General features: G+C 50.5%; 10 protein-coding genes. 3 read left to right on the top strand and 7 right to left on the bottom strand.

What is annotated here, in order from left to right:
- Positions 1-301: 301 nt before the first annotated feature.
- The 3 genes from abpA to SK33_RS03260 all read left to right on the top strand — a co-directional run bounded on the left by abpA (position 302) and on the right by SK33_RS03260 (position 5,852).
- Positions 302-1,918: an anti-bacteriophage protein AbpA gene (gene abpA, locus SK33_RS03270; protein WP_048218647.1), complete on the top strand. Its 1,617-nt coding sequence runs from the start codon at positions 302-304 to the stop codon at positions 1,916-1,918.
- Positions 1,915-4,104: a DEAD/DEAH box helicase gene (locus SK33_RS03265; RefSeq protein WP_048218648.1), complete on the top strand. Its 2,190-nt coding sequence runs from the start codon at positions 1,915-1,917 to the stop codon at positions 4,102-4,104. The genes abpA and SK33_RS03265 overlap by 4 nt, the downstream gene beginning before the upstream one ends.
- 206 nt (positions 4,105-4,310) lie before the next feature.
- Positions 4,311-5,852 carry a glycosyltransferase family 9 protein gene (locus SK33_RS03260; protein WP_223372123.1) on the top strand — a complete coding sequence of 514 codons (1,542 nt, stop codon included), beginning with the start codon at positions 4,311-4,313 and terminating at the stop codon, positions 5,850-5,852.
- Here SK33_RS03260 and SK33_RS03255 read toward each other — a convergent pair.
- The 7 genes from SK33_RS03255 to SK33_RS03225 form a co-directional block, all read right to left on the bottom strand.
- Positions 5,807-6,598, bottom strand: coding sequence for a hypothetical protein (locus tag SK33_RS03255; RefSeq protein ID WP_048218650.1), 792 nt, complete (start codon positions 6,596-6,598; stop codon positions 5,807-5,809). The genes SK33_RS03260 and SK33_RS03255 overlap by 46 nt on opposite strands.
- Positions 6,595-7,725 carry a hypothetical protein gene (locus SK33_RS03250; protein WP_043082419.1) on the bottom strand — a complete coding sequence of 377 codons (1,131 nt, stop codon included), beginning with the start codon at positions 7,723-7,725 and terminating at the stop codon, positions 6,595-6,597. Before SK33_RS03250 ends, SK33_RS03255 begins: the two co-directional genes overlap by 4 nt.
- 11 nt (positions 7,726-7,736) lie before the next feature.
- On the bottom strand, positions 7,737-8,582 hold the full coding sequence (locus SK33_RS03245; RefSeq protein ID WP_043082420.1) for a histidinol-phosphatase: 846 nt from the start codon (positions 8,580-8,582) through the stop codon (positions 7,737-7,739).
- On the bottom strand, positions 8,579-9,607 hold the full coding sequence (locus tag SK33_RS03240) for a radical SAM protein (protein WP_043082422.1): 1,029 nt from the start codon (positions 9,605-9,607) through the stop codon (positions 8,579-8,581). The genes SK33_RS03245 and SK33_RS03240 overlap by 4 nt, the downstream gene beginning before the upstream one ends.
- A gap of 119 nt (positions 9,608-9,726) precedes the next feature.
- Complete coding sequence (locus SK33_RS03235; protein ID WP_048218651.1) at positions 9,727-11,313, bottom strand: membrane protein; 1,587 nt, start codon at positions 11,311-11,313, stop codon at positions 9,727-9,729.
- A gap of 9 nt (positions 11,314-11,322) precedes the next feature.
- Positions 11,323-12,537 carry a YaaW family protein gene (locus SK33_RS03230; protein WP_043082424.1) on the bottom strand — a complete coding sequence of 405 codons (1,215 nt, stop codon included), beginning with the start codon at positions 12,535-12,537 and terminating at the stop codon, positions 11,323-11,325.
- Entirely contained in the window at positions 12,527-13,519 is a 993-nt protein-coding gene (locus SK33_RS03225; RefSeq protein WP_048218652.1) for a helix-turn-helix transcriptional regulator, read from the bottom strand. Before SK33_RS03225 ends, SK33_RS03230 begins: the two co-directional genes overlap by 11 nt.
- Between the last annotated feature and the right edge of the window lie 78 nt (positions 13,520-13,597).

Here is a 13,597-nt window from a genome sequence, read left to right as displayed (position 1 = left end):
TTACAATCGCTGGCGGTGCCATAGTGCCGTAGTGCCGTAGTGCCGTTGGCAGTCTCAGCTCTGAACTATTTGAAAACTAAAACCTTGATTAAGGCTGCGCCCACCTTACGTTAGTTGGGACTGTATGTTATATAACCAAATTAGACGTCAGGGTTCCAATATTTGTGGAATCCTGAAAAGCTTGATACCTGCGACCGAGAATGGCTGTGAAGTATTTAGATCACTGGTGATGATGCAGTGATCCGATTGGACTGTGTCAAAACATCTCCTTAATTTTCGCAAAATTGTCACGGATGTCTAAATGGAGTCGAACGATTCAGGCGGAGTAGCCGCCAAGCACGGTTTCTTATTTCAGGACTGCGTAGCCGCTTACCATGTCACCCGAATGCTTCGTGACAAGACTATCCGCAGTGTGCGCTGCGAGGTCACAGACGATATCGACATTGTATCTGATGGATACATCGACTTCGTTCAGGTAAAAAGCACCGGCAAAACACGTTGGAACATTTCGGACATCGTTCAGAATTCAAAAGGTGCTGATAAAAAGACGATCCCCTGCAGTTCAATTTTGCACAAATCAATGCAGTGTGAGTCTGACCCGGCCCTTGGACGGAGGTACTCCATCGTAACAGAGGAAAAGGTCAACAAAACCCTTGAGTACTTGACGATCAGCCCAAACGCTCGACTAGATAAGCCAGGCAGACAGGAACTCATCGACGATCTCAATAAACGTACAAACAATTATTTAACAGACTCAGGTATAAGCGTTTCAGATTGGATCGATGCGGCTATATGGGAAGTGTTTCCATCCCTTCGAGAAATAGAGCTTTTGGGGATCAAGAATATACGGCTGGCCTCCCAAGATTTGCATGGGGTTATTCTCAGCTCTGAAATTATCGCTGAAGACATTTGGTGCCGCATCCTTGATACCGTGACGCGCAAGGGGGAGCATTCTCGACGCATTCACAGTGTTGATGACAAGTCCTACTTACGACCAGACCTACTTAAGTGGTTCAAGCAGCGTGTCGAAGATGACCAATCTCGGTCAGGCCGCAAAATCTACGTCAAACGGGACTTACCCCACATCCTTACGCCATTTAGAGCGCCTATGGCTTCGGTCTGCGCTAAGCGTAAAGGCCTGGTTCTACATCAGCAGTACTCACTTAAGAAATACCGCTACAAGCACATCGCGGAAAACGTCTGCCAATGGTTGGATGAGGTTTTTCTCCGACCAAAAGAAATGTCTGATATTCATAAACTGACATTCATTGAAAAGCGAGAACGGCTAAAGGATTCTGTCTTCAAATCGCTCCATGACGTCAGCGAATTTTTGGGTCGAGTACTGTTGCACGCAACGATCCGGCAGCACCACGAAAGCCAGCCTATTCCTTGCATGCTATACGTGGAAAAAGCAGGGGCCGAAAAAATTCTTGAAAACGTGCATATCGTTCGCCGCGATCCAGAAGGTGATCAGCTTTGGATTGGCTTCAGCGAGTTGGTTACTGATATTGACATTGCCGTCAGATTGCCGGAGATACGGGATCGGTTGTACGAGGACATTTCGGATTGCATCGATACCGCGCGCAAAAAGATCCTCGACATTAAAGACGATAACTACCTGCTTCGCCACGACATTGACGAAATTCTTGATGGCAGCCAACCTTTCGATGCTCACCTCGATCGTTTCACGTTTGTTCTGTTCGTGGGCTACGACTCTAACCTACTAACCGAGCCTGAAACGCCGGGGTTCGAGGATGACCTGGAGAAGGAAACGACGATGCTGTTCGAAAAATTCGCGGCTGACCTCATCGAGGATTCGCCGTTCGCGAATCTTTGCATCCACGTGTTCATTTATCCAGCTCCGAGTCTTGAGCGGTTAACCCAATTGGTTGATGAGAAGGTGAGAGAGGTTGTATGACAGAGCTCTATGAACAGGCGAAAAATAGTCTGCAGGGTGAGGACTTCTCATCTTTCAATTACCTGTTTGCGATTAACAAGCTGTTGTCCAATCCTGTTTCGTATGACTTGGGACGGGATTTGATCGTACGTGCTCTCGATTCGCGCGAGCGATTTTCCGAGCACACCACAATTTTGAAAAATATGGTGAGAAAATCAGGTTTGTTCCCGTACCTTAAAAAAGAGTTCACTGGCCTGACACCGGACGACCTGAGGGTACTTGATCTATACCGGACGCCATTCTCGGATGGTTACGTTTTCCACTCAATGCAGTTCCATATATTCGATCTGCTCAAGTCCGGTCAAAACGTGGTACTGAGCGCGCCTACAAGCATGGGCAAAAGTGCAATCGTCGATTCGTTGCTCGGCATGGGAACGTTGAAGCGGCTCGTTCTGGTTGTTCCGACCGTGGCTCTTGCCGACGAAACCCGTCGCCGACTGCAAGAGCGATTCGGTGACCGATATCAGATTATCCACCACAGTTCCCAAGTGTGCAATTCCGATCAGGCCGTCTACGTGTTAACGCAGGAGCGAGTGAACGAGCGTGACGACATCATCGACATTGACCTCTTCGTCATTGACGAGTTTTACAAGTTGGCGTTCCGGCAACTCAAAAGCGGGAAAGTTGATCATCAAGACGAGCGAGTTATCGAGCTTAACATTGCGTTGAGCAAACTGCTCAAGGTCTCCAGGCAGTTTTATCTGACTGGACCATTCGTTAACAGCATTCGCGGTCTCGAAAGACTTGGGTATCCGCATACTTTTGTTTCCACCGACTTCAACACGGTGGCACTAGATGTTCAGACGTTCGGCATCAAAGCGAGTGACGACGAAGCCAAGCTCAAAGCGCTGGCGAAAATCGCGCACGCGTGCGTCGGTGCAACAATCATCTATTGTAAGTCACCAACTGTTGCCGGTCGAGTGGCTCGCGAGCTGATCAGGCTCGGGCATGGCACTCTGACTGAGAGTCCTCATATTGACTGGGTCAGCCAAGAGTTCGATGCCGACTGGGATTACACGGTGGCACTCAGAAACGGTATCGGCTTGCATTTTGGCGCGCTGCCGAGAGCGCTGCAGCAATACACCGCTGACCAATTCAATGCAGGAAAACTGCGCTTCTTACTTTGTACCTCAACGATCATTGAAGGCGTCAACACTATCGCCAAAAACGTCGTGATCTACGATAACCGCGATGGACCTCGCAGCATTGACAAATTCACCCATGGGAACATCAAAGGGCGCGCCGGGCGCATGGGCGTTCACTTCGTCGGCAAAATCTTTTGCCTAGAGGAAATCCCGGAAGACAGCCTCAATCAAGAGGTGGAAATTCCGCTTGGTATTCAAGATATTGATACCCCAATTAACCTCTTGGCCAGCGTTCAACCAGACCACTTGTCCGAGTTTTCACAGGATCGCTTTGATGAAGTCTTCATAAACGAGCGTGTTTCTATCGAACTTGTGAAAAAGCACTCATACTTCCGTGTCGAGCAACTCGAAGTGCTGCAAAGCATGTTCGAGATGATGGACGACACCGAATTTGCCTCGCTGGTGTTTCACTGGACTCCTGCAACAAACTTCCTCAAGACCTTTGCAAAGATAATTGCCAGACTGGTTCCCTCTACGTTCAGTCGCAATGGAGTCCCTGTTAATCCTACTGATGTCATGGTCGCCAAACTTGCCTGTTATTCAAACGCTGCAAGCTATTCGGAATATCTGAAAAACCAGATTGATCGCGCACGGCAGTGGGTGTCTGAAGAGGAAAAACGCTCTCTTTCCATCGCCATTAACAATGATTTGAAGCTCATCACCAATACTTTCGGTTACACCCTACCTAAGGTGCTCAGCTTAATGGAGGATGTAGTCAAATACCATGCATTGAAGCGAGGTATCCGCAGCAAAGTCGATTACACGCATGTCAAAATGACGTTCGAGAATTTTCATCTTCCGCCAGGTGTAAGTGCCTTGGAGGAGATTGGCATTCCCATTCAGACGTTACACCGGCTGGTAGATTTGCTGGAATTTTCCGACCAAGCTGATGTGGATGGGTTGTGCCAGTATCTTCGGGATACTCAGGACGTTTGGAGTCGAACGATTGGGTTTGTGGATCAGACGTTCATCAGGCGCGCGCTCGGTATTGAACAACATTGATTTAGGTGTGTTTGTGTTCCTTAGTCGGTATAAACCGTTGGTTGCTTTCCGCCCTGTTAATAATGGCTTTGACCGAATCTCAGCTCACCTCGCTTGCTATTGCGCTTCCCAATTGGCAGCTAAATGGAGTTTGAGGCTAATTAGAATACGCCGCATCACCCTGAAAAAACCGTGTGGCCGGGATCGGCCCCCTGAGCAAAAGACTAGTGAGCATATTGATAAGTTTTCAGATTTTACGCAAAGCGGTTTCCAGGTTGATATTTCGCCTGCTGGCGGACAAACCTCTGCCCACGAAAACCCCCGGTGAAAAACTGCATATTCTTCTGCTTCGCTGGGACGCAAAATTGGGCGACTCCATCGTATCTTCTTTCTTTTTTCGCGAATCACGTAAGCTCAATGCCCGATTGACTGTACTTACGGTTAACGAGTTAGCTGAAATGCATACCAACACCTTCGGTGTGGATGACGTCATCGTTACGAATCCGCATCCAGGGCTTGGTGAACTACGCAGATTGGTGAACCAACTAAGTAATGTCGATGCCGTTGTTCATCTGGTTGGACGACTACAACCTGCCGAAATCGTTTTTATGCGGTTACTCCGCCCGGCGAGTATCTATTCCCTTGATGATTCACTGCGCTGTGTGAATCGTAAAATGGGTTTTGCTGCAAACACGCTCAATATCGTGGAGCAGTACAAATATATTCTGCAGGATCTGGGCGCGAAAGTGATCGACACCCAGTACATTGTTCCGTTGCCTGCCGAGCTCCCGCCTGCGGCACTTTCCCCCCAAATACTTTTTAATCCTTATGCCAGCCGAAGAGACAAGGGGCTATCCCCTTCCCGTGCAACCGCAGCTCTACAAGCTATCACCGACGAGTTTCCCGGCCATTCCGTGGGAATTCTTTGCAGCCCTTCAACGCTGCACAGTGCACAGCATCTGGAAAACGCAGTTGCACGCGATAATGTGGCAGTCTTGCACGACGGGCTAACACCCGAAAAGGTTGCAGGCTATATTCGCCGCGCGCAGGCAGTTGTTAGTGTGGATACAGCCATTGTGCATATGGCTGTTGGCCTGAAAGCGAAGCTGGTGGCGATCTACCCGTTGATTGCAGGTCAACACAACCCATGGTTGCCGCCTCGCTCACCTTTTACACAAGTGATCTACAGCGAGCAACAGCCAGACACACTCCGTCGTACGGGCAAAAAAAATATGGATACTTTTTCGCTAACGTCATTAATGAACGCATTGCAGACTCTCTTAACACTGCCAGCAGAAGCGAAAAACAGCATGTCGCTTAACGCCAGAATCATCCCTGGGCTAGGGGTAGCGACGGGCACGCTGGCGCGACAACTGCCCTTAATCTGTGAAAAATTTCCTGAAGTTGCAGGCTGTTATGCCGGGACGATCAACCTTGAATTCAGCGTTCCTGTCGCAGTCGTGCGGCCCGATCACCGTACCGCACCGCTGGCTTGGACTCCCAGTGGACGCACCACCGAGATATTCGATCTACTGCGCATTGAACTTGAATTCAGCCATTTAACTGAACGCATCCCCGCATGGCTGTATATTGCCCACAGCTCGCCACACCGCCGGACGCCGACCATTCACGAAGTAATCGCGCCGCGCATTAACCTCAATGGCGCCACGCACTGTCGACTCCACTTACCCGCTGAAGCTATCGTACTGGGCGAACGCGGTACTCAGGCAACGGAAGCTATCAATTTGTCACTTTCATCAACCCAGTAATCCGTATTCGCCTCAATATGCAAAAACAGTTTTGCCAGCAGCGAGCCACCCGCCAGAAATTCAGCCACGGTTTCTCTCCGGGCTTCGGTACGCCGGAAATAGGTGTTGTAAAGTTTGAGAATGGCCACGTCGTTAATCAAAAATGCCCCGACGGCAATATCGGTGCGACGCATCACCTCGCAACCAGCAAAGTTGTAAAGCGGACGATATCCGGGATCGATGACCTCCCCGCCAATCGGGATGACAGCATCGGCAGCCTGGGCAATGTTATTTTTGATTCTCCCAGGATTACCCCAAGCGTGATTCTCGCTCTCAAGCCCTATAGCTAAGGCTTGCGCAAGTATGGGGTTTCCCGGCAGGGACGCGAAAATACACTCGCTATGCCAGTGCAATTTATGGCTCAGCCCTGTCGGAAATAACTCAACACTCGGATCTCTAAACAGCAACGTATCCGCATCCAACCATGCCCCGCCCCAGCGATGTACAAACGCCATGCGAATGAAATCGCTCTTCGCCACAATAGCTTCAATGCCGTTCGCCAGCGTAAAGCTCAGCGGTTCAAAAGCCCAAGCTTTATTCATGATGTCAGCATCGATGTGCTCGCTTACCGATCGCGACGTAAGCAGAAGAAAACGATCGCCCAGAGCTCTGCGCATAGAAACCAGTGCCAGGGCAACATAAGCCGGCATGGTCTGACCCGGTGCGTTTTCCCAGTAACTAACGTAATGGGTAGTGTCGGACATCATTTCACCAGCACCTTACCTTTCGCACACAACAGCCCATTTTGCATCAGATATGTTCTGAGCATCACTAGTGATGGCGCGCATGCAGGTTGAGCCAAAAACTCATTATTTAACGCTGACTTATACAGATTAAGCCAGGTCAGCACCGGCACATTTGGCAGGAAAGCCGGTAAACTATCCCGGTTGTCTTCGCCAAATAACAGACGCAACGCACGCAGAATGGGCTGATAGCCCGGAGCAGAGAGCAGTTGCGCGACGTTTTCATCCAAATGCTGCTTTACGCTCACGCTGTTCAGCCGATCCTCCACCGACGCATCAGTTAATGCCACCCGGGGATCTAGCGCCACTGGGTAAATGGCACGAAATGACCGGGCGCCGTTACACAGCGATTCATACAACACTTTGTCCGCCGTTGCCCCAGTCACCAGCACGTCATCTCCAAAAATGACATGCACGCCGCTCCAGCGGTAAAAATTCTCCGCTGGAATCACATGATCCTGCACAAGATTGACCCGATCGCGCTCGGCCTGACTAAGGCTAGCGTAATTTTCACACGGCGGCGCAATCCTGGGCAGTTTAACGTTGATAATGGTGGGCAATCCTTTATGCGCCAACGTGAGATTAATTTCCTCAACCACGATATCGTAGAGCACATTGGCCGTGGAAGGCACATTACGCCAGCCCGTAGTCATCATAACAACACTCTCTCCCTCCTCTTTGGCCTGGCAAAACAACCCTGACCATGAAGAAGAGGTGTCATCCAGTTCTGCGGCAAGATAGTCGATAACGCACCGTGCCAGATAGCGTATCTCGCTCACTCCGCCATATTTCGCACGGCTATAAATGCCCGCCAATGTTGTAGCGTCAGCACCGGTGCGCATATCGCAAAATGATCCAGTCGCATTCGGCGTCAGATAATGCAGCGCCTTACCACCAAAAATAGCGACGTAATCGGACATGTCGATCAAACCGCGCGCCAGCAAATCGGTCGCGAACGCGCGAAAACCGGATTTAACATCCTGCGCATTGATCTGTGCACTGGCCTGGCGAAACATTGCCAACTGGGTTGCGAGCGGTTCGTTGTGCAACGTGTTCCACGCAAGTGAATGCGGAGTTTTTAGTCCATTCATGGTGAAGATCCTTAGCGAGACACTGGCACAGTGTGAAATTGAAGGTCATCCAACAGAACATCAATACGTTGACGCTGCTGATAATAGCTGATGGATTGAAGCCCTAATGGCCTAAGTGCCTCCATCAACTCGGCGATCCCCGTTCCGGCATCACGAGGATCATGCGCATCGGATCCGATGGTCAATGGAACATTGTTCCTCAGTAATTTCTCCAGCAAAGCGCGGGAAGGATAGGACCATCTTCCTGCAATTTCTTTACCCGTCGTAGGATCAAGGCTGGATTTTCGCAGGCCCGAAGCATTCAGTTCATATGCAATACCGCTGCGTACGAGCGGCGCAATCAACGGTTCAAAGCGACGCAAAAACACATCCTCTGGGATTGCACGCAGTAGCGTGTCAGCGTGCCCAACCGCATCAAACAACCGGCTTTCCAGCAACGCTTCAAGCTGAGCAAAGTACTTGTCCAGAAAGGAGTCTGCCGCTAACCGGGGTAGTTCCCAGACCTTCACCATCGGCTCATCGGCAACAGTGACGTAGTGAATTGAACCGATGACAAAATCCATTGGATAGCGGGCAAGTAATTGCCGGTTATAACGCTCAGTACCCGGCATATAATCGAGTTCCAGTCCGCGTAGCAGCGTGATCTCGCCTTTATAGGCCTGCTGCGCCTTATCAATATCGGTGAAATAGCTCTCCAGTTCCGATTCCAGCAAACGGTTCTGCGCATCCACAGGGAACGGAGCATGATCAGTGATGGTGAGTACCGTCACCCCCGCAGCAATCGAGGCACAAACAAGTTCGTCGATAGTACCTACAGCATGTTTCGAGTAGAACGAGTGGCAGTGCGAATCAATCATGCTGCCTTCCATTGTTCAAGCAACCCGGAATGCTTCCCCATCTCTTTGACCAGCCAGTAAGGATTATTGGCGGTCGCGATGATCGCGCGAAGCTGCGGAGTGTCTTCCAGCCGCGCCAGCAGTTCGGTTAACGGCTGGGTATATAACGCGCGCGACAAGGGATTATCCCGCACATGGCTCGCCAGATGATGCCAGTCGATCGCATCAGAATGGATATTTGCAACACGCTCGGTCTCAATACCGTACATAAACACATCGCCGTTGGGTTTAATTGTCACGTCCATGCCATTGGGCTGGGGTGCACGGTTCAGGCTGCCAAAGGTAAAAGGTTTATCCACTTTGGACTCAATCGCGGCAATATATCCCTGTAAGTCCAGATAACCCTCCGGCGTATCTCTTGCCGGATGAACCAGATTTTTGTAGTCGATGTTAAACGTGTCCGCACCTATTAATAATTTGTCTTCCAGTACGCTGACTGGCTTTATGCTGGCGTTAATTCCCCATGAGGCCAGTTCACTCACCAGATATTCGCGAGTGAAGGCCCGATCGATATCAATTGAGCGAAATGAAAAACTGAGCGATGACGGTTTTTTGCGCTGAACATAATCCAGGCTAAATCCATGTGCACGCCATTTTACTTTTTCAATATGGTGGCTATCTGAACTCAGGCGAATATTACAGGTATCACCATTGGCGGAGACAAGACGATTGATCTCATCAAAGATCTTTTCCATCTTCTCATGGCGAAAAAAACCGCTGGTGATAAACTCAAAGCTGTTGCCCCCTCGGGACAACGCCAGTAACTCATAAAAGGTATGAATGTTATTGAGCGGTTCACCTTCGCCACTCACGGAAATACGCTTTACGGATGGATCATTAATGAGCGCCGACAGGTTGTCACGTGCCTGCGTTGACAGCACCATACTCTTACCCGTTACGTGCTTATCCGCATACATGCAGAACGCACAGCCGATGCCGCAGATCTGGGTGATATCCACATAAAGCAAATGACCATGTAAGTCCATATATAATATTCCGCCATATTTTTGAAAAAAAATTCAATCTGGTACAAATCAAACTCTTTAGCAGTGTATGTTTCAAACACCAATTCTCTGCGTATATCTCCTCGGTGCCTTTGATGTATTTAGACAGGTTTCGGGTCCGATCCCAACAGAGCCTGCAGACGCGCATCGGCCTGCGCCCTGCCGTCCTGTAACATCGTTAGTACTGCATTGTCTTCCTGCTGGTGCTGCGCACCAAACAGATCTAATCGATCGAGCATATAGACCGTTAATACGGTACCAAGGCCGGTGACGCACCCCGTCAACACAGCCACTAGAGTAGTGATTAGCCCACCGGGCAGAACGGTAAGCAGCGCACCGAGAGTTTTGCTGAGGTACTCTTCAAGCAGTACGCCACCAATGACGAATGCGCCGCTGACGGCAATCTTCAGCCCTGCATCTAGTGCTTCAGCACGGCTTGTACCCTCTGGTCGCATCAGTACGGTTTTGGCTGCGCGGAACAGCGAAAAAACCCCTTCACGGATCATTCGCACTAGGCTGCGTGCGGTGGTGAAGAAAGTATTTATCAGCGTTGTCATCAAGTTACTAATGATCCCGCTTATGGCCCCGTAACGGAACGCCGTTAGCACGTTGCGCCAGTTATCGAGACAGCTCTTTGCCACCCGCCCAGCACGGATTTTTAACGCATCCCAAACATACTCCTGGTCCACCCCATCACAAAACCCGTTATGCCAGCTGTCGTGAACTTCCAACAACAGGCCGTCAACAAAATCCGTCAACACCAAGCCAATCGCCTGCTGTAGGCCCATTTTCCCCGCTTCGACAGCACTGGTTTTCAGTAAATATGCACCGAATTTCGCACTACCGTAGTAGCCCCAACGAAGACTGCTTTCATACTGCTTGCGCGCCACTTCATCCAGCTCGCGCAATTTTTCCTGATCGACGGCGTTCTGCTGTTTGTACTTCTCCAGTGCGTTCTGATCTTTTTTGCTCAGAGGCTCATTTTTGGCTTTCTCTTCCAACCGGGCAATTTTGGAATCGCGATCGGCGCGGTTTTTGTTCAACCAGGCGATGTACTCCTCTGCACTCTTTTGCAACTTCGATTCATTGATCGAGTGGTGCGTCTGATGCAGATTGGTTTTGTGGTTCGCCAGATCAGCTCCATTTGCTTCCGCCAGCCAAACCGCAGGGTCGTTATGGATTGAGGCGGCAGAAATAAGGTGATCCTGCTCCGCATCGGTATTCCTGCTCAGTGCCTGTCCGGTATAGGCATCCACTGCTTCGCCTGCATCCTGTTTTTTACTGTTTTCGGCGTTGGTCTTCTTGTAGTTGTCGTGCTTATGGTATGGATCACTGTTGTACTTACCGCGGCTTTCATAACGTACTTGCTCCTCTTCCGTGGCATACACCCCGGAGCGAACATTATGAATGGTATCGACATTCCCCCCCACCTTGTCCCATGCAGAGACAATACTCCCCAGCCCAAACGGACCAATAATGCTATGCAGAAGACGCTGTCGGCACTCAGCCAGCATCAATGTTGTTTGTTCCGTGCGCCACTTCTGTTGATACTGCCGAACTTGCTGATGTGCCTGCCAAACACTGACATCGGATACTGTAACGACCTCTTTTGTTGGTGATGGTATGAGCTCTCTTGTCTGTCGTTGACGCTGCTGGTTCAGACGCAATAAAAGTGTTTTTCTGTCCATAATCTCCCCTTAAAACACACCTGCACGCTGGCTAAATGCCTCACGAAGCACCGCCATTAGCTCAGCAGCCTCAGTTTCCTGAATACCTAACTCGAACGCCTGTTCAAGCGCAGTGTGGATATCAGGCGGATTGGCAATAAGACGATTAATTGTGGCTTGTAATATCGAGGAAAGATGCCCGCTCATCATCCCCAAGCAGCAGGTTTCGATATCGCTACGCACGTCAGACGGCGCGATACCTTCCTCTTTAGCACAAGCAAAGGCAACAGCCAGCATTGCCTCACAACGTTTTTCAAAACGCTGAACTTCATCCATTTGTTTGAGGACCTTATCTGCATACTCTTCCGTCGTCTGCTGTTGCCCGGCCACTACTCCCTGCTCAAACGCCATATTGCGCTCACGCCTTACACTGGCTGCAGTAGAAAGTCCTACCATACGAAACATGTTCGCCACCCAGCTGTCAGCATCTTTCTCATCCTGCCAGCGATGATACTCCCACCAAACTTTATCGGCTTCCGCCGTAGCGTGAATCCGTTGGCGAAGTAGTGCTACCTGAACCACTGCAGGAATCGTAACGCGAAACGCTGGTCCCGCCAGATCTAGGGCGGTCCAAAGCCCAGTAATCACCCAGCCAATCGGCCCCAGGAAAGAAGCTGCCCCTCGCGCAGCCACAAACGAGGCTGCGGACATCACCACCGTCCGTCCGAGCAGTTGGCTGGCAAAGACGTTGGCAATTAACGATGCCAAGAGCAAGCTTGAGAAGCGGCTAGACTGCAACTGCGTCATTAATTTTGCTTCTGGGAAAAGCATCGTACTACCCTGAGTAAGATCCATTTTTTCAAGCAGGTTTTTGCGTTGAGCTTGGTCCATATCCGACCAAGCCTTGCGAGTAATAGCCGCTAGCACAGCCAGTTCGATACGGTCAATGCCCCAGTCCTTTTCGTACGTCGCGTCAAGCTTGTCCGCCACATCGATCACCACGGTTTTCCACTCAGGGCCACCGCCGCGAAATAGATTGACGACGGTATTTCCACCAAACTCGCACAGCTCGTGGGCAATCAGATCGGCATACTGACTGTGTGCCGGGCAATGGGTTTTATAACGTGCTTTACTCTCAATGCCGCTGCTGAACGCCTTCGTGATGTATTCCACCAGCGGGGCCAATTCGCTATCCGATGCGTTGCTTAATACTGGCAGCAGTTGACGATCACCATTACTCATCATTGTTCTCCTGTTCTGTACTGACATTGTTTGTTTCGCGTTTAATGTTGCTAATGGTGTTGCCAAAGGTGGCAAGAAAGCCATCAAGCATCGGGCTGTCGATGACCGTGGCGCTAAAATGCAGCCGCCCGTCTTCAAGCTCGCTGACCTGTTGATCCGCTGATAGTGGCGACTCCAGCAACAATTGCGCCCGCGCAGTTTTGAGGGTGAAATGGATGCGGATACTTCTCCCCTCGCCAAATCCGAAGCGCCCATCATCGTCGTAACGTTTGAGGTTAAAATCTGCGGGGCGTGCAAATTGAAAGGTACTGCAGACCGCCGAGGTAATGCGGTTCAGGGCTAGGCTGCGTTCGTTATCGTAGCCTTTAAAGCGGCAAACCAGATACAGCCGCGAGCCCTGTTGCGCTAGCCCGAGGGGCATCACCTCCGCCTGACGGCGAGTACCGTGAGCATTGCTGTAATCAATATTCAGCCAACGGTTGTGATAAAGCGCTTCACTGACCGCGTCAAACACGCCTTCCTGAAGCACTGGTGGTAGGAGCGACTGGCTGGCAGCGACCACCCGCACCTTCTGCGACCATTCCCGCTCTCGCAGCGCCTGTTCGCTGTGGTTAAGAGTGTGTCCTGCTTGACTAAAAAACGGCGAGAATAAAGCCATCAGATGCGCAGGTAGCAGATGCTTTAAATGCGCCTGCGCCATTTGCATCAGCAGCGATTCTGCTGGCGATAGCTGCGCCATGCTCAGGCCTCGCGAACCTGCCCGCCATCGCCAGCCATAGGGGCGGCAGCGATCATCACACTCTAGATCGAAGTGCTGGCTAAGGCGTTCAAGCTGGCGCTGAATGGTTCGCACATTGCGCTCAATTCCCGCATCTGTAAGTTGCTGATGCAACTCTTGGGCGGTAATACGCTGGCTGCGCGGAATACGACGCAACAGCTCAAGAGAAAAAAACGTGGTATCGACGCTATTTGTTCGCTTTGCCATTACGGTTCCTGTAGCAGCACGCTGAATGTGTAACACACTTATATATATCAGATTTATCGGCAATAGCCGTCAATACTT

Origin of the sequence: Citrobacter sp. MGH103, assembly GCF_001034475.2 — a bacterium.
GTDB classification, from domain to species: Bacteria; Pseudomonadota; Gammaproteobacteria; order Enterobacterales; family Enterobacteriaceae; genus Citrobacter; species Citrobacter freundii.
Note: the sequence above shows the minus strand (reverse complement) of the source record. Positions and strands in the feature narration are given on the sequence as shown.